The organism is Ruminococcus sp. (genome assembly GCF_019417665.1).
Classification (GTDB): domain Bacteria; phylum Bacillota; class Clostridia; order Oscillospirales; family Ruminococcaceae; genus Ruminococcus_C.
On the sequence record NZ_DXUU01000054.1, the window covers coordinates 1 to 16,130 of the forward strand.

18 protein-coding genes are annotated in these 16,130 nt (G+C 44.2%); 1 reads left to right on the forward strand and 17 read right to left on the reverse strand.

Translation table 11 applies throughout. From position 1 onward, the window contains the following. Positions 1 to 138: 138 nt before the first annotated feature. From QZ375_RS11695 to QZ375_RS11720, 6 genes are read right to left on the reverse strand one after another with little or no spacing between them, the layout of a single operon-like run. Positions 139 to 1,047: an N-acetylmuramoyl-L-alanine amidase gene (locus QZ375_RS11695; protein ID WP_295219398.1), complete on the reverse strand. Its 909-nt coding sequence runs from the start codon at positions 1,045 to 1,047 to the stop codon at positions 139 to 141. A gap of 25 nt (positions 1,048 to 1,072) precedes the next feature. Beyond that, the gene (locus tag QZ375_RS11700) at positions 1,073 to 1,486 is read right to left on the reverse strand and encodes a phage holin family protein (protein WP_295219400.1); all 414 of its coding nucleotides are present in this window, start codon (positions 1,484 to 1,486) and stop codon (positions 1,073 to 1,075) included. Between the two features lie 5 nt (positions 1,487 to 1,491). Further along, entirely contained in the window at positions 1,492 to 2,973 is a 1,482-nt protein-coding gene (locus QZ375_RS11705; protein ID WP_295219402.1) for a hypothetical protein, read from the reverse strand. Beyond that, a complete protein-coding gene (locus QZ375_RS11710) occupies positions 2,973 to 4,349 on the reverse strand; it encodes a leucine-rich repeat domain-containing protein (RefSeq protein WP_295219404.1) in 1,377 nt (458 codons plus the stop codon). Before QZ375_RS11710 ends, QZ375_RS11705 begins: the two co-directional genes overlap by 1 nt. A 4-nt stretch (positions 4,350 to 4,353) precedes the next feature. Beyond that, positions 4,354 to 5,424 (reverse strand): siphovirus ReqiPepy6 Gp37-like family protein, encoded by a 1,071-nt coding sequence (locus QZ375_RS11715; protein WP_295219407.1) that lies wholly within the window; start codon positions 5,422 to 5,424, stop codon positions 4,354 to 4,356. A 3-nt stretch (positions 5,425 to 5,427) separates the two neighbouring features. After that, entirely contained in the window at positions 5,428 to 6,303 is an 876-nt protein-coding gene (locus QZ375_RS11720) for a phage tail domain-containing protein (RefSeq protein ID WP_295219409.1), read from the reverse strand. Between the two features lie 87 nt (positions 6,304 to 6,390). On the opposite strand from QZ375_RS11720, the gene QZ375_RS11725 reads away from it, so the two are divergent. Next, on the forward strand, positions 6,391 to 6,987 hold the full coding sequence (locus QZ375_RS11725) for a hypothetical protein (protein WP_295219410.1): 597 nt from the start codon (positions 6,391 to 6,393) through the stop codon (positions 6,985 to 6,987). A gap of 3 nt (positions 6,988 to 6,990) precedes the next feature. Here QZ375_RS11725 and QZ375_RS11730 read toward each other — a convergent pair whose 3' ends face one another. The 11 genes from QZ375_RS11730 to QZ375_RS11780 are packed head-to-tail and all read right to left on the reverse strand — an operon-like array spanning position 6,991 to position 15,963. After that, positions 6,991 to 10,248, reverse strand: coding sequence for a phage tail tape measure protein (locus tag QZ375_RS11730; protein ID WP_295219412.1), 3,258 nt, complete (start codon positions 10,246 to 10,248; stop codon positions 6,991 to 6,993). 18 nt (positions 10,249 to 10,266) lie between these two features. Then, positions 10,267 to 10,431 carry a hypothetical protein gene (locus QZ375_RS11735; RefSeq protein WP_295219415.1) on the reverse strand — a complete coding sequence of 55 codons (165 nt, stop codon included), beginning with the start codon at positions 10,429 to 10,431 and terminating at the stop codon, positions 10,267 to 10,269. Next, the gene (locus tag QZ375_RS11740; protein ID WP_295219417.1) at positions 10,428 to 10,808 is read right to left on the reverse strand and encodes a hypothetical protein; all 381 of its coding nucleotides are present in this window, start codon (positions 10,806 to 10,808) and stop codon (positions 10,428 to 10,430) included. Before QZ375_RS11740 ends, QZ375_RS11735 begins: the two co-directional genes overlap by 4 nt. Positions 10,809 to 10,820: 12 nt before the next feature. Continuing rightward, positions 10,821 to 11,438, reverse strand: a complete 618-nt coding sequence (locus QZ375_RS11745) for a major tail protein (protein WP_295219419.1) — start codon at positions 11,436 to 11,438, stop codon at positions 10,821 to 10,823. A 3-nt stretch (positions 11,439 to 11,441) separates the two neighbouring features. Beyond that, positions 11,442 to 11,759: a hypothetical protein gene (locus QZ375_RS11750; protein WP_295219421.1), complete on the reverse strand. Its 318-nt coding sequence runs from the start codon at positions 11,757 to 11,759 to the stop codon at positions 11,442 to 11,444. Continuing rightward, positions 11,756 to 12,124 carry an HK97 gp10 family phage protein gene (locus QZ375_RS11755; protein WP_295219423.1) on the reverse strand — a complete coding sequence of 123 codons (369 nt, stop codon included), beginning with the start codon at positions 12,122 to 12,124 and terminating at the stop codon, positions 11,756 to 11,758. The genes QZ375_RS11750 and QZ375_RS11755 overlap by 4 nt, the downstream gene beginning before the upstream one ends. Beyond that, the gene (locus QZ375_RS11760) at positions 12,111 to 12,464 is read right to left on the reverse strand and encodes a phage head closure protein (protein WP_295219425.1); all 354 of its coding nucleotides are present in this window, start codon (positions 12,462 to 12,464) and stop codon (positions 12,111 to 12,113) included. The genes QZ375_RS11755 and QZ375_RS11760 overlap by 14 nt, the downstream gene beginning before the upstream one ends. Beyond that, entirely contained in the window at positions 12,464 to 12,736 is a 273-nt protein-coding gene (locus QZ375_RS11765; RefSeq protein WP_295219427.1) for a head-tail connector protein, read from the reverse strand. The genes QZ375_RS11760 and QZ375_RS11765 overlap by 1 nt, the downstream gene beginning before the upstream one ends. Positions 12,737 to 12,758: 22 nt before the next feature. Further along, entirely contained in the window at positions 12,759 to 13,976 is a 1,218-nt protein-coding gene (locus tag QZ375_RS11770) for a phage major capsid protein (protein WP_295219429.1), read from the reverse strand. An 8-nt stretch (positions 13,977 to 13,984) separates the two neighbouring features. Continuing rightward, positions 13,985 to 14,710 (reverse strand): head maturation protease, ClpP-related, encoded by a 726-nt coding sequence (locus QZ375_RS11775; RefSeq protein ID WP_295219431.1) that lies wholly within the window; start codon positions 14,708 to 14,710, stop codon positions 13,985 to 13,987. Further along, positions 14,707 to 15,963, reverse strand: coding sequence for a phage portal protein (locus QZ375_RS11780; protein ID WP_295219433.1), 1,257 nt, complete (start codon positions 15,961 to 15,963; stop codon positions 14,707 to 14,709). Before QZ375_RS11780 ends, QZ375_RS11775 begins: the two co-directional genes overlap by 4 nt. Positions 15,964 to 16,130: the final 167 nt, after the last annotated feature.

Consider the following 16,130-nt stretch of genomic DNA (forward strand, 5'->3'; position numbering starts at 1 on the left):
GTATTATATATAGAGAGATAGGAATTTGGTGTTCCAACGTGTTCTCGTGTTCCAAAAGAACATTACCAGATGGCAAAAAAATAATGCCCACCAAGGAAACGGCTCCTTGATGGGCATTACTGCTGTGTGGTTATTCAGTTATCTGAGTATTTCATTGACTCGATTCTGTACCGCATTATAATCATAACCCGCATCGGTCAGCTTCTTTTTGCGTTCTGCACCGTTGCCCCATTTGCCCTGAATGACTTCACGGGCGATTTCGTCAATGGATTTCTTTGCCGGATACACTTGCTTACCATTACTGTCAAAAACAGCATATCCTGCCTTGCAGGCTCTCTTCGCATTTTCCAGAAAAGAAAAAGCACCAATCTGTGATTTAGCGTCAGACCATGTCTTTCTCACTCTGTAAAGCTGTTTAGAAGTAGGTGTCGCAGAAGAACCGGAGTTCATGTAGGATTGCACCTTTTTCTTAAACTCTGCCCAATGCGGAAGAATGTATGCAGGACAGTTTTTGTAAGAATTCTTTGCGGTATTGAGATAGTCCACAGTGCCCGACTTTCCATCACGGACATTCAGCCAGTGCGTGTGCGTGTAAAGATGGTTGATGTCAAGATTGTATTTCTTCAGCAATGCTGCTACCAGTCTTGCACAGTTGTCCTCGGACTTCTTGTCCTTATCGTTGTAAGCGGAGGACATAATGCACTCAATGGCAATGGTTCTGCGGTTGCCGTTTCCGCTACCATCAGCGGCGTGCCAGCCAGACAAAGTCAGCGGAAGATTCTGCCATGCACAGGTGTCATCACAGTAATAATGCACACGGACGTCTTTCATGTTGCCGTTTACAGTAGCTCGTGTGTACTGTTCCGCAGGAGTTGTTCCTGCGACAGTTGAAATCCAATCGGTATTGTGGACAGTAACACCAATAATTTTGCCCTCCATAGAAACGGAGGGCATATCGATGTGATTAGGATTGTGGTTGGTGAGTAAATACTCATTGACGGTGACACCGCCGAGGTTTGTTGTTTTATCAGGTTTCAGAATTGCCATTATCGTTCTCCTCCTTGTTATTTTCCTAGATTCTTCCGGCTTTTTCCTGCAATACATCAATTGCATTTTTCAAAGCTGGCGGATAAGGGATTCCCATTAAACTGGTGTTCTCCAGAATCGAAAGCAGCTCATTAACACAGAATGCGATGCAAACAGCATCACGGACATAGGTTGTGCCAAGCAGAATATCGATTCTGACAGCAACTACAATCAGCAGCAGAACACAGAACTTTTTCAGCAGACCGATCCATCCAGCCGAACTGCTCAGTCTGCCAGATGGAGACTTCTTGCTTTTTCCCATAGCGGCAGTGACAAGACCTGTCAGGAAATCGACACCCATAAAGATGAGTAACGTCACCAGTGCAGAGTCCCAGCCGCCAAAAATAGCGGCTATAAAGCCGCCTGCCAAACCTGCAATTGTACAGATCCATTCTTTCATAAACATCATCCTTTCATAAATTTGATTGATTTTATCATCGGATGGGAATTGTCCGATGTGCCCTTGAAGGCAAGATAATATTCTCCATCCGGTACATTCTCCAGTGACTGCATCACAGAAATAAATGTATCGGAATAAAGCCATTTGAATGATAACGCCACCGCATTGCCCGCCTGTACTTCCTCATAGATATACTGAGCAAGTTCAGAGCCTGTTTTATCGATTTTCTTCACCAGATAAAACTCTGCCTCCTGCGATGCACCTACTGTATAGCTGAGAATTAAATGCATGGAAGAAGTCAGAACAACAGGTGTCAGACAAAGCACAAATACACTTCCTGCCCAGCTGAAATCATTCTGATTGAAGTATAGCGCAAAGTCATTTTCAGCACAGCAGAAATGCGAGTAGCTTTCCACAAAGCCCACAAGAGAACGGTAACCGTCATTATAATAGGTGTATATATTTTCGCCGTAATCGGTCAGTGCATCTGCACTTGCTTCAAACAAAACAGTATAGCTAACGGAGGTTGAGTTCTTGATGAGATTCTCCAGATAAACAGCATTTTCCTCGATTTTCTGCAACTCGTCTTTGGTGGCGTAATTGGACAGGTCAACTTCGGGTGTGTCTTTTCCGTCAGTACCTTTCAGAGAGGCTAGCCACTCCGCTTCTGTTCCGGTAAATCCATGCTCTACAGCAATTATGTATGCGGATTTGCCGTCTGTTCCGTCGGCTCCCGGTTCACCGTCGATGCCATCTTTGCCGGGCAGTCCGTCAGCACCGTCTTTTCCGTCAACTCCATCTCTGCCATCTGAACCTTTCAGGCTTTCCAACCATTCAGATTCTGTTCCGATGAAACCATTTGCAACAGCAATTTCATAAGCAGATTTCCCATCAGAACCATTGACTCCGTCCTGACCGTTTGCACCATTCTGACCATCAATGCCATCTTGCCCTGGTGCGCCATCAGCACCGTCTTTGCCGTCAACTCCATCTCTGCCATCTGAACCTCTCAAACTTTCCAACCATTCTGTTTCAGTTCCGACAAAACCATTTTCAGTAGCAATCTGATATGCTGATTTTCCGTCTTTTCCTTTCTCACTTATTTTCTGCAAAAGCTGTGTGTATAAATCCGGTGTTGGAGGAATTGGGCTGTTGTCATCATCTCCAACAAATCCGGATTGACGGATATTCAGCGTGATGGGGACAGTCGTTGCACGAAGTCCCTCCGTATTCTCCGCATCATAGCCGAACACGGACATTTTCACCGCACCTGCATGAAGTTCTGCAGGCAGTAAGCAAGACAGCCCATCCGTACCAAGCACTCTGTTATAAGTTTCATCGCACTGCGTAAACTGCACCACCTTGTGAAACTTCTTCCAGTCACCATCAAAAGTGAACTTCAGCGTAACAAAAGCGATCTGATCGGATGCAATGATCTCACGCTCCAGAATTTCAATTTTCTGTTGTCTGACTAAAAATTTCAGCATCAATCATTCACCTCATTCCATGTCTTGGATGTACTGTCATACTCAAAATGTCCGTCTGTACACTGGATTTTGGTTAATCCGGAAAGGCTGACATCCATGCCGGAAAGTCCGTCCCAGTTACTGCCTTTTGTAATGCTGTCCCACTGACTTGTAGTACCGTAAAAACTGATACTTTCAAGACTGCTGCAATAGGTAAAGGCGCATTCACCAATGCTCTTTACCTTTGCCGATACGGTCAGAGTCTTCAGATTCGTACAGCCGGTAAACATATATGCTCCGAGCAAGGTCCCATTTATATGTGCTTCTGTCAGATTCAGACAGTCACGGCATAGATATTTGCCGATTGCAGTGACACTTGCTGGAATAGTAATAGAAGTGATTGCTGTACCCCAGAAAGCACTGCCGCCAAGTGTGGAAACCTTATCCGGGATAACGATGTTCGTCAATCCATGCACATATCCGATGCGGTCATCGCTTTGCATAAAGGCACTGTCAGCAATAGATGTCAGACTGTCTGGGAGTGATACTTCTGTCAGGTTGACTGTATCCATAAACGCATCCTCTCCAAGATGCGTAATGCCGGAGGAAACAACAAGGGTTTTGATGGTTTCATTATCTCTGAATGGAGAATGATTGTCTGAATTATAATCATACATAGCACCTGTGCCACGCAAAAGTAATTTTCCGTTGGAGTAAAGTACATAGTAGATATCTCCACCGCACTGTCCGGTTGCTGCAATATCACCTGTAAGGTCATCGACTTTTGTTTGCAGCAAGTCCACAGTATACTGTAAGTCGGAAATCTGCTTGTTATAAGCGGCAAGAAGGGTGTCTATCTGTTCCATTTTCAGCAGCATTTCTGAGACACGACATTTTCCAAGAATACACTTCACATATCCGCACTTCTTTTCATCACTGCGATAATCCTTGATATTGGATTGAGAAATGCTTGTGATACCGCCATTCAAACGGACTGACGCAAGTGTCAGGTAAGTTTTTGTATCTGTATTTTCAAAAACGGGAACAGACGGAGAAGTTGCTGCCGTGCCGGATTTGACTTCCAGCTTGCAGGCACGAACGGAATCACTCACATCACAGCTGATGCCTATGATTACATAACGGCTCAGAGATTCATCAACATACTGCCGCAGGTCAAGTGTATACGCCATGTCGTTGATGAAATAATGACCACCAATCCACGCCTTTCCTGTACCAATTACAACAGATAAATTACCACTTGTGGTCACTGAAAAGTTATCCCCATATGTATCGAGAATACCATTGCAGATCAGACTGGACAGGTAGCTTGTGAAATCCTCGGCGGTATACACTCTGTCCAGATTCTTTGCATTGAAAAATCCATATGAAAATGCCATAAAATCACGCTCCTTTGAATGTTGGTGTTAAACTCCGACCATTCTGGTCAAAGCTTTCAATCATGCCGATCAGCTGTATTTTCGGCTGAATTAAGCCAAATCGTTTATGCTCCACTGTCACATAATCACCGACAAAGTAATCCTTGTTGTACTGATACTGAGTGGAAAATGCTGCGATTGTGGATTCTAATGCAGTCTGCGAGGAAACCATGTTTTCTGCACCGCTGTTTCTGAGCATTTCAAGATAATCTGCATCGCTGATATCTTCCTCCTGTGCCGTGTTTCGCTCGTCCACATACACTTCATAGCGTTCAAGATAGGTCGGCTCTGTGCCGGAATAATAGGTAGTCCGCTTTCTTGCATTTCCTTCACCATAGCCAAAAATATATGCAAAATTCTTCTGAACGGAAGAATCCGCAGCGTAAGAGAAAGATTGCAGATTATTATAAGAATCCGAGAAAACAATATGCGGATTTTCAGACTGAAGAATACTTCTGTCCGTTCCCTCAAATAAATCGCATTTCAGCGTATTGCCATCCATGCGGATATTAGCAGATCCGCCGATGGTTTCACATATGGTATACAGCCACTCCATCAGATTATCGTAGCTGACCTGCAGTCTTGTTTTGCCCTGCCAGCAGTCACCGCTGACTGTTCCCATAGAAAGTCCTGGAATACTGCGAATGCCTGCCGAGATTACGTTCTGCGACAGCACGTTTCTGACAATGTTTTCGTAGGTGTTGTTCGCTGAAAAAGACGGATAAATAATTCTTCGCTCCAGCAGACAGGTGAGAAATCTGCCCGAAACAGTAAGGTAATCGCCATCCTCTGCATCGGTTTCAATCTTTACAGATTCAATGATGCCAAAGTGCTCCTTATCATCATCTCTGCCAACAATTCTGCCAAGCTGAAAAACCTCAACGTTCTGTGGATTGGCGGCAATGTACACTTCAAATGAACCGCACTGATAATATTCCACGTCCCATAGCAGAGAAGAAAAGCTGTCGCAGATTGCAACAAGGTCAATAGAAATCTGCTTTTCTTTTGCTGTTAGACTGTAAATTTCTATCTGCATTTTTCACACTCCTAAATAAGCATTTCTGTGCATCAAAGTGACTTTCAGATTTTTCACACCACGCACCGCCTGCACATGAAATGTATTCTTGCCCTCCCGCAGAGAAAGCCATGTAGAACCGGATACCAGTCGGTTGATGATATTGCTGTCCACACCGTTACGAGTAAGGGTAACTGTTTTATTGCCGGTTTTCGTAGTGATTGTAATAACATCATCTTTTAGAATGTCGCCTTTGATTTGCAGATATTCTCCGGTGTCAGCATTGTAAATTGTAGGCGTAACTGCCGCAATTTCCGGCACGGTTTCACTTGATGAAGCCTCTATCTGAATCGTGAATCCTGTTTCATCGCCGTCATTCTGTATGATGATGTTATCGGTGGTGCTGTAAATTCCCAATGGAAAAGGAGCATCACTTCCCGGAAACGGAAAATGGAATGCTCCAGTCACTTGGCTATAGTAGGCATAGACAGCAGAAGTGCTGTACCAGTATGGATCAGGGCAGATAATGCTGATCTGTCCGCTTGTGAGGGCATCGAAGTTGCTGATTTCACAGGTTTCCACGTAACCTTCTGTGTACACATCAATTACGTCAGTCTTGTAGTATACTTTGACATATCGGGAAGGTTTGACCACACGATACAGAATGTGCCGTCGCTGTTCCAAATTTACCCCACGCATTGCAAAGCTGATGACCACATTTCGTTTTTCAATAAAAGCATTGTTCAGATAGCTGCCGTCCATGCCAGCGTAGGTGGAGGTGCTTATCGTTCCGGCAGGGGGATTTAATCCGTCAATTTTTGAGGCCATGTATTGATTGGCGGTGGTGGTAATGTTTAGCTGTTCGCCGGATAAGTTTTCGAGGATTAGGGTGAAGAACATGGGTTGCACCTTCTTTCTGTAGATTGACTTTTGAGGGTGAATGGGATATAATTAGTATAAAATACAAAGAAAAGGGGTTACTTTGAAGTGGATAGTGATTTTATGTATCCAGCCATTCCTCCATGTCAACTTGAAGCTGACGAACCAATTATTGATAGCAATGGAAATCAAATTGCAACCTTAACAGATTATTGGAAGTGGGCACATTCAGATTTGCTAGGAAATACCGAACGTGGTATCCTCGCTGAATATATTGTTCGCCTTGCATTAGAAATTAAAGATGATCGACTCTCTTGGAACAAATATGATTTACTCTACAATAAAAACATACGTATTGAGGTAAAATCGTCCGCATATATTCAGACTTGGGGACAAAAAACACTATCTAAAATTTCATTCAGCATTAGTCCGTCATATGGTTGGGATTATGAAAATAATACGTATGAAAATGTAAAAAAGCGCCAATCAGATATCTATATATTTTGTTTATTAAACTGTAAAAATCAAGAACTGATTCAGCCAACAGATTTATCCCAATGGAGATTCTTTGTTATTTCGACCAAAGAACTTGATAAATACAGTCCTAAAGCAAAATCTATATCTTTGTCGGCGCTAAGAAATCTACCTATAGTTGAATGCGATTTTTCAGATTTAAAAAATGTTGTAGACAATATAGAGATATGATTTTTATGTATTCAGCGCATTCCTCGTCATCCTATAAATCTCCAGCCGTGACAGTGTTTTCGGCGAGTTATTCGTCTGATTCACTGTACGGCTGTTGTCGTTATTATAGTAATTGTTGACCGTACCGCCGGAACTGCCACCAACGACTGCACCGGAGATACCGTTTAAACTGTAATTCAAATCTGAATCCATGGTCAGCTGCATTGCCTGAGCAACGCCACAGACCGCCTTTTCCACATACTTCTTGCTCTTATTAATCCCATCAGCCAGACCCTTCATAAAGTCCGGCATCCAGCTTTCGTAATCCGTCAACGGACCTTTGTCCGGTACAGAAAAGTGCAGGAAATCACGTATGGTATCCGCCACACCGGTGACCGTATCCGCCAGATTGCTTATCATGCTCTTGATACCGTCAATAATGCCGCTGATAATATCCGCACCCCAGTTCCACGCATCGGAGGCAAGCCCCTTGATCCAGTCAACCGCCGCCTGAAATCCGTCCTGAATGGCAGTTTTCACGCCGCTGACCTTTGTGGAAACAGCGCTTTTAATGCTGTCCCAGATGTTGGAAATCGTGGATTTGATGGTGTTCATGATGCTTGAAATCTTGCTGGAAATAGAATCCCAAACAGAAGAAACCACGCTTTTGATGCTGTTCAGAATGGGACTCAAAAAGCCATAAATCGCATTCCAGACCGAAGTTATCACAGACTGAATTGCACCAAGTACTGTGTCAATGACGCTTTTAATAGCGTTCCAGATGGTAGTAAAAGTATTTTTGATACCCTCCAGAATCGGCGTCAGAAATGAAACGATTGCATTCCAGATAGCGGAAATCTTCTCCGAAATCCAGTCCATCGCCATGCCAATGAGAATCTGAATCGCCTGGAATATCGTTTCAAACAGGTACTTGAATGCATCCAGAAGAGGCGCAATGGTTTCATAAATGCTGTTCCAGACGGTCATAATGGTGTTATAAATGGTCTGGAATACTGTGGAAACCACTGTGTAAATGGCATTAAAAATATTGCTGAAAAAGGTGTAGATTCCAGTCCAGATGTTGACGAAAAAGTCTCGGATACCCGTAACAATTCCGGTAAAAAACGTGGAAATACTCGTCCAGATATTCACAAAGAAATCCTTGATAGAAGTCCAGACCTCGTTCCAGCTTGTTCCGAACCAGCCAAGCACCACATCGGCAATGCCTTTTAGAGTATTGAGGATATTGGTAAAGGTAGATACAATAAAGTTCCATATGGAAGTAAATATGCCTTTGACACCGTTCCACAGCTGATCCCAGTTGCCGGTAAACAGACCAATAAATACATCCAGCAGTCCCAGAATGATGCCGGAGATCTCAGAGAAAATATTTGCAATGTTCTGAAATACGCCCTCAAACACAGGGGCAAGGAGATTACACAACGCATTCCATGCCGCTTTCAGCATATCGGTGAAGCTTTCAAAGTTGAATCCAAGCGCATTGATGCGATCTGTGATACCTTGTGTCAAACTGGAAAATGTGCTTTTTATCTGTTCCCAGATGCCAAGAATGTTATTTTTAAAATTCTCGTTTGTTTTCCATAGGTGCATGAAAGCCGCCACAAGAGCCGCAATTGCTGCAACGACGGCAAGAATTGTTCCCATAGAAACGCCCAATGCACCAGTCACAGCGGTAATGCCGCCTTTGACCGCACCGATTGCAGCAGGCGCTTTTGATACCAGAGATAAAACACTGCCAATGCCGGAGATTGTCTTGCCAATAACGATGAGGAGAGGACCCAATGCTGCCGCCACCAGAGCAATTTTCACAATGGTTTCTTTTATCTGTGGGTCTAACTGATTCAGCTTATCCACCAATCCTTGAATATGTGAAACAATGGAACGAATGGCAGGCATCAGAATATCCGAAAAAGAAATTGCAAGTTCTTCTAGTTGAGATTTCAGAATGGTCAGCTGTCCGGCAAGGTTGTCCTGCATGGTTTCTGCCATGGAAAGAGACGTGCCGTCACAGTCAGAAATTGCACCGGATAGCTTGTCAATGTCCGCAGGAGCAGCGTTCATGAGAGCAAGGAAACCGGACATTGCATTTTTGCCCACAAGAGCCTGTGCAGCAGATGCCTGTTCTGATTCAGAAAGTCCGGCAAAAGCGACTCTGCAATCGTCCAGAATATCGGAAAGTTCACGCATACTGCCGTCTGCATTGGTGGTCTGAATTTCAACTTCACCAATGGATTCTCCGCAAAACTTTACTTCTCCGGCAAGGGCGGTCATGATGGAGCGCAATGATGTTCCTGCCTGGGTGGACTTGATTCCGGCGTTTGCCATCAAGCCGATAGCCTCTGCTGTATCCTCTACGGAGAAACCAAGAGAACCAGCAACCGGGGCGGCATACTTGAAGGTTTCGCCCATCATAGAAACGTTTGTGTTTGCATTGGAACTAGCCGCTGCCAGAACATCAGCAAAATGAGCACTGTCGGCAGCAGTCAAGCCGAATGCAGTCAATGCATCTGTCACAATATCAGAGGTAGTAGCCAAATCTTCTCCCGAAGCGGCAGCAAGATTCATGATACCTTCGATACCGGACAGCATATCTCCTGTTTTCCAGCCTGCCATTGCCATATAATTCATGGCTTCGGCGGCTTCACTTGCGGAGAATTTCGTCTGAGACCCCATTTCACGTGCTTTATCTCGTAAAGCTTGCAGATCATCACCAGTCGCACCGGATACAGCGGCGACTTTGCTCATGGCCGCATCAAAGTCTGCTCCTGTTTTAACAGCAACAGTTCCCAGTGCAGTAATTCCGGCAGTAATGGGGAGCAGCTTTTCACCTGCACCGGAAATCTTGTCACCAACATTCTGCATCACTTCACCGGCTGCACCGATTTTTGCAAATGCTGTATTGGTTTTATCCGCTTCTGTTTGCAGATTCCGCAGTTCCTGTTCCGTTTCAATGATTTCACGCTGGAGAGCGTCATATTGTTCCTGTGATATTTCGCCATTTGCAAGGGAAGTATTTGCCTGTTCTGCAGCAGTTTTCAGCGTTTCCAGTTTTTCTTTTGTGGAGGAAACCGCATCGGCTAACAGCTTCTGCTTCTGGGAGAGCAATTCTGTATTGGACGGGTCAAGCTTCAGCAGCTTTTCCACATCTTTCAGCTGTGTCTGGGTAGTGCGGATATTTTTGTTGACGCTTTCCAGTGCTTTGGAAAGCCTGGTGGTGTCGCCGTTAATTTCGACTGTGATGCCTTTGATTCTGTTTGCCATGCGGCCACCTCCATTCTACTAAAAACGGTCAAAATCATCCTGAGATGCAAGCGTATCATACTTGAAATTGTCATTCTCCCGTTCTGTAAACATATCATTCACGATTCCGATAGTGAGCATATCCAATTCACTAAGAGATAGTCCCAACTGTACACACCGCAGCAGAAAAAGCGGTGTTGTCATTTCCCTGTCAATCGGGCGATGTTTTTTTTAGATTCCACCTGTGTTTCGATGTTCAGTCCCCAGAGTTCAATCAGTTGTGGGAGAATTTCATAAATACTGAACGTGTTAAATTTCTCAAGCCAATCATCCGGAGAGGATGGAACATTGTCAGGATCAGCGTGTTTCGCCATAATATAGGCGATATTCTCAAAGACCTCCAAGCTCTCAATGTCCAGTCCAGAGTTTTTCTCATCGCCCTCAGATACAGATTTCTGCAGTGCAGCAAAATCCTTGTAAATATCTCTTCCGAATTTCAATCGGTATAATCTTGGGACTGCAGCGCTTGCCTTAAACGGTACTTCTATCCCATCCACCAGAATATTTTTCTTGATTGCCATAGAATCACCCCTTTACGATTTGGTTGTAGTAGTGGTAGTCGTTGCCGTGGTCTTCACAGATGTATCCGGATTGTACGGCATCTTGTACCAGTTGTTGTAGGTGGTTTCGTCTGTCGATTCACAGGTCTTGGATTTGACAAGTCCGGTCGGGAGTGCCGCCGCTGTAAGAGACAGGGATTCTGTCTTGACTTCCTTGCTGTCTTCTGTGGTTTGTCCTTCCGTTGCAGGACGGGATGCAGAGCAACAGTACAGACAGTGACGAATTTTATGCTTATCTCCCTCAAATTCAAACATAAGGGCAAACTGTGCCGGTTCAGCGTCATTTCTCTCTACCAGCACGCCGTTATTGTCCAGAATCTCTCCCAGGATTTCAGTCGCAAATTCTGTTGTGACCAGAGCAATTTCCAAATCTCCCTCGTATCCGGAGTTATTGTTCATCACATAATACACGCAGTTATCGGCATAAAACGGTTCATTCTCACCGTTTGCGTCCATGGAAAGAGAAACTGCACCGGGCAGTCTGACCGGATCAGCGTAAACAGGTGTTGTTCCGTCAGCTGACCATTGGGTAATTTTTGCCCAGTGTACATTGTTCAGACCAAACTTGACCTTGTTCTTTTTATTTGCCATAGCTTAAACCTCCATTTCATAAAGTACTTCATAGAGCTTTTCACTCTCAATCCATACCTCAGATTTGTTGTAAAAAACATGATGCTGTTTGAGAATATCCTCCACACGCTCTTCTGTTTCCGGGGATTTTTCATCGGTGTACAGCTCAATATCCAGTCGTTTGAAACTGTGATACATCAGATTATCTGCACCGAAAGTATTTTCTCCCGGAGAAAGGAAAAGCAGAAACGGAGAATTCGGACTTTCACCCTCGGCAAAATGACGATAAGCAAAAGGTAGTCCAATTTCCTGCATCATTTCATTGATTTCTTCGTATGTCATGATAATGCCTTTCTGATAAGATTCTCCAGTAATTCTTCGCCATTCTGTTCAGCCGGAGCAATGTGCGGTTTTCCAGCAACACGACCGCCGCCACGTTTGGCATGACCATGCTCCAGCAAATGTGCAAGCTGATAGCGATTTTTGGAATGCACTGTCATTTGCAGAGAATGACTGTTCTCACTGACCTTTTTCGTTGCCCAGCTTTTTGAGTAAGCACCAGTGTCTTTCGGTGCATTGGAAGATATCTCTTTCTTGACTTCGGTCGCAGTCTTTCGGACAGCTTTTTTCATTTCTGTATCTGCAAGACCTGCATATTCCTGTAACCCTTTCATAATCTCAGATGCCATATCATCAACAGAAGTCATTGCAGTCACCAGCCTTTCTTGTCCCTGCAACAATTTTCATATAGTCCATAGACTTGTAATTCGGAATCACAGAATTGATATCATAGGTCAGTCCACGGAATAAAATCTTGTAGGTTGTGGAATTAATACGCATAGTATCCGATGTTTGTCGCACAGTAAATTCCAGAGAGCTGACCTCTTCGGTAACGCCAGCTTCTGTGGTTTCAGAAGATGATTTTACATTGACAGCAGCCCAGCAGGAGAATAATTCCTCCCACTGCGCCTTGTGGTTGCCGATGCTGTCAATTTTGGTATTATGCTCCAAAATAGTGATTCGCTGATTCAGATTTCCAATATCCATTAAATCACTCCTTCACGCTGTGCAAAAAGGATAGAGCGGAGCATTAGCGTCAACTTTTTATAATCCGCTGTATTGCGGTTTTCATAAAGATAGCTGACGGTATACAGCATAGCGGTTCGCACCGTATCTTCATTTTCTAAAAGCTTATCCTCGTCCATTCTACCTACGTCCATGCACAGCTTTTTTGCCGTCAGTAGTAAATCCTGAATCAATTTGTCATCCTCACTGTGATCCACACGAAGATAGTTTTTTGCCTCTTGTAATGTTACCACCCACTCCAGCCCCTTTCCGCTATTATGCCTTTGCTGTGGAAGTACCCTTGATGGTCAGTGTCTTTACTGCCTCCGGAAGAATAAGTCTGCCGTCTACACGCTGACTTGCAATAAAACCGACCTGTCCGTTCATGGCAAAGACCTCATTCAGGCGCTTAAAGGTTCTGCCCTGACGGTCACCAATCCAGTAGTACTTGAAATCACCGAATGCGATTGCCTTGCTGCCGGCTTCTAAAGTCGGAACATAGCTGGAAGTATAATACGGGCGATTGAGAATCATATCCGGTACACCTGCCTGTACAGATGGATTCCAGATATAGTTTCCGGTGTTGTCCTTCAGTTTACGGAGTGCCTTGACCGTGGTGTCATTCATCACCCAGACGGCTTTCTTGCGGTATGGTGATTTTAATGAATAGAACAATTCCATGATGTCATCAAATGTAATTGCTGCACCAGAAGTGGTTACGCCGTCTTCTGCACCGCCAGCATCGGCAAAAATACCGGTCGGCTTGCCTTTACCGTCACCCACAAAGAACGCCTCTTCTTCCTTTGCTCCCACACGTCTTGCAAACTCTTTTGCAATATACGAAGGCAAGTCAAAAGCAGAATCATTCAAGAGCTCTTCCGAAATCTTAATAGCAGTGCCAACTTTGTAAGCAGAAAGAGATGCCTGTCCGAAAACGTCATCAGACAGAGAATAGGCTTCTTCCTCGTCCATCCACACTGCCTCGCCCTTGCTGGTCACGATTGGAATCTTACGGTCACCGGAAGATGTCTGAATCACTGTGGCCAGCTGACGGAAAATATTCTCTTCTTCCAGTGATTCGATTAACTTCTTTTCAAATTCATCCGGGCAGAGATAACCACCCTCCGAATCAGTGCCTATCTGCAAATCATTGCGGACATCAATGAAATTACGATTGCGGATATTGTTCCAGAACGCCTTGCTGTAGCTGTCCGATGCTATGCCAGTCTTTTCTGACTGCTCTGTATGTGCTCCGGGTACAGACACCAGTGGCACAGATGTTGCAGCATTCATCTCACGGGCAAGCTTTTCCTGTCGCTCCAGACGATTGATTTCCTTTCCGTAAGCCACAATCTGCTGTTCCATAGCATCATAGGTTTTGCTGTCCTCTTCGGAAAGCAGACCGCTGTCGTTTCGCTTGGAATCCAGAAATTCTCTTGCATCGTCCCAAGCCTTCGCTCTCTTTTCTCTCAATTCCTGAATGGTCATGTTCATTCCTCCAATCAATCTTTTAAAAGTGCCAGACGTTTGTCCAGCTGGTTAATGGGAACACCTTTCGGTGTAATAGCGGATAATTTCTGCATCAGTGATGCAGTGGTCTGAATTGGTGAATATAGCATAGACATCTGTTTTTCATCCGGATCGGATTCTTCCTTTTCGGGAACAGATGACTTTTTCCTGTCTTTATCATCAAATAGGATACCGTCAGCAAAACCCAGCTGCTGAGCTTTCTCTGCATTCAGCCATGTCTCATCATCCATTAGTTTTGATATCTTGTTTCGGCTCAGTCCTGTTTTTCGTGTATATGCGTTAATAATGCCTTCCTTGATTTCATCTAAAAGTGCAATGGCTTTTTCCATCTCTGCTTTATTTCCTGAAGCATAGGTCATAGGGTTATGAATCATCAGATAGCCTGTCGGACTGATGAGTGTTTCATCTCCTGCCATTGCTACAACCGATGCAGCAGAAGCGGCAATACCGTCAATCTTTACTGTCACTTTGCTTTTATGATTTCGAAGCATGGTATAGATCTGACTTGCAGAAATGCAATCTCCGCCCGGACTGTTCAGCCAGACAGTCAGATCTCCGCTGACTTTTGATAGCTCTTCACGAAACAGAGCCGGAGTTATTTCGTCTCCCAGCCATGTTTCATCAGATATCGGTCCCTCAAAGTAAAGTTCCGTTTCTGATGTATCTTCGTTTTTCACGAAGTTCCAGAATTTCTTCATTCGGTTTCTTCCTCCTTTACTGGATTTTGATTTGCAAATGCACCTGCATCTGCAAGTTTTGTAAATGAACCATTTACAAGATAGAAATTTCCGCCTTCTTCGGCAGGAATCATATTCATATTTTCCAATTCACGAATATCATTAGCGGACATCCAGCCGTTCTGACGTGCTGTTGCATATCCCTGCATTCTGCTTGCATAATCACCACGCAAAAGTCCGTCAACATTGAATTTGATGAAATACTTTCCTTTCTCCGAATCAGAAAGCAGAGCCTTTTGTAGTCCCTGTTCCCAACGGACAATCCATGGGTCAAGGCTGTATTTCACGAAATCAAGTGACAGATGTTCCACGTTTGAAAATGTGGCATGGTCAAGGTCACCAATCATGTGGAGAGGTACACGATACAGCCTTGCGATTTCTTCAATCTGAAATTTACGTGTTTCCAGAAATTGTGCTTCATTATTCGGAATAGAAATTGGTGTGTACTTCATTCCCTCCTCGAGCACGCAAGTACGATGTGCATTTGAACCAGAATATGCTCTTTGCCATGCCTCACGTACACGCTCCGGATTTTTGATTACTCCGGGGTGCTCCAGCACAGCAGAGGGACTTGCACCGTTGGCAAAGAATGATGCACCATATTCATCACAGGCAACTGCAAGACCGATAGCGTTCTTCGCCATGGCAATCGGCGAATATCCAACCAATCCATCAAATCCAAGTCCTGGAATATGCAATACTTCATCGGCATAGAGAATGATGTCGCCCTGTTCTTTCATATTCGGATTGGCTTCATCGTAACGGCTGTAAATATATATCAAGCGGTTTTTATCGTCACGGTCAACCTTCATCTTGTCTGGCATCAAAGGATAAAGTCCCAAAACATCACCTCTGCCGTTCCGGATAATCTGAGCATAAGCATTGCCGTAAATCAGCAGATGTGACATTAAGGTTTCCCTGAAAACAAATGATGTCATTTCAGGATTCGGCTGGTCGTGGAGTAAAAAATAGAGCGGATGCTGTGGCACTCGCTCTTTTCCGTTATCGGTGTATTTGTACACATGAAGCGGCAACTGTGCAATAGCCTCCGACAGAACTCTCACGCAGGCATAAACCGCAATATGCTGCAAGGCTGTTCTGTCAGTTACACGTTTACCACTGTTGGCTCGTCCGAAAAAATATGTGTAGGACGGGCTGTCATAGCTGTTTTTCGGCTTATCTCTGGACTTGAAAAGTCCTGTGAAAATACCCATAAAATCGACTCCTTTCTTGACTTTGAGATTGGTGTGTGGTATAATATGCTAAACAGTATGTAGGGCATTAGCTTTACAAATAGGAATTTTTTTGAAACATTATAGTGATAATCGGAGGAAATAAAATGCTGACACATATCGGAACACAGACAATAGAAACAGAAAGA

Excerpts from the sequence above, each read along its gene's own strand:
- QZ375_RS11775 (WP_295219431.1), bottom strand. The coding sequence starts at position 14,710 with ATGAAGAAATTCTGGAACTTCGTGAAAAACGAAGATACATCAGAAACG.
- QZ375_RS11755 (WP_295219423.1), bottom strand. The coding sequence starts at position 12,124 with ATGACTTCTGTTGATGATATGGCATCTGAGATTATGAAAGGGTTACAG.
- QZ375_RS11700 (WP_295219400.1), bottom strand. The coding sequence starts at position 1,486 with ATGAAAGAATGGATCTGTACAATTGCAGGTTTGGCAGGCGGCTTTATA.
- QZ375_RS11730 (WP_295219412.1), bottom strand. The coding sequence starts at position 10,248 with ATGGCAAACAGAATCAAAGGCATCACAGTCGAAATTAACGGCGACACC.
- QZ375_RS11720 (WP_295219409.1), bottom strand. The coding sequence starts at position 6,303 with ATGTTCTTCACCCTAATCCTCGAAAACTTATCCGGCGAACAGCTAAAC.
- QZ375_RS11705 (WP_295219402.1), bottom strand. The coding sequence starts at position 2,973 with ATGCTGAAATTTTTAGTCAGACAACAGAAAATTGAAATTCTGGAGCGT.
- QZ375_RS11735 (WP_295219415.1), bottom strand. The coding sequence starts at position 10,431 with ATGACAACACCGCTTTTTCTGCTGCGGTGTGTACAGTTGGGACTATCT.
- QZ375_RS11710 (WP_295219404.1), bottom strand. The coding sequence starts at position 4,349 with ATGGCATTTTCATATGGATTTTTCAATGCAAAGAATCTGGACAGAGTG.
- QZ375_RS11770 (WP_295219429.1), bottom strand. The coding sequence starts at position 13,976 with ATGAACATGACCATTCAGGAATTGAGAGAAAAGAGAGCGAAGGCTTGG.
- QZ375_RS11750 (WP_295219421.1), bottom strand. The coding sequence starts at position 11,759 with ATGACATACGAAGAAATCAATGAAATGATGCAGGAAATTGGACTACCT.
- QZ375_RS11715 (WP_295219407.1), bottom strand. The coding sequence starts at position 5,424 with ATGCAGATAGAAATTTACAGTCTAACAGCAAAAGAAAAGCAGATTTCT.
- QZ375_RS11740 (WP_295219417.1), bottom strand. The coding sequence starts at position 10,808 with ATGGCAATCAAGAAAAATATTCTGGTGGATGGGATAGAAGTACCGTTT.
- QZ375_RS11695 (WP_295219398.1), bottom strand. The coding sequence starts at position 1,047 with ATGGCAATTCTGAAACCTGATAAAACAACAAACCTCGGCGGTGTCACC.
- QZ375_RS11780 (WP_295219433.1), bottom strand. The coding sequence starts at position 15,963 with ATGGGTATTTTCACAGGACTTTTCAAGTCCAGAGATAAGCCGAAAAAC.
- QZ375_RS11745 (WP_295219419.1), bottom strand. The coding sequence starts at position 11,438 with ATGGCAAATAAAAAGAACAAGGTCAAGTTTGGTCTGAACAATGTACAC.
- QZ375_RS11760 (WP_295219425.1), bottom strand. The coding sequence starts at position 12,464 with ATGGATATTGGAAATCTGAATCAGCGAATCACTATTTTGGAGCATAAT.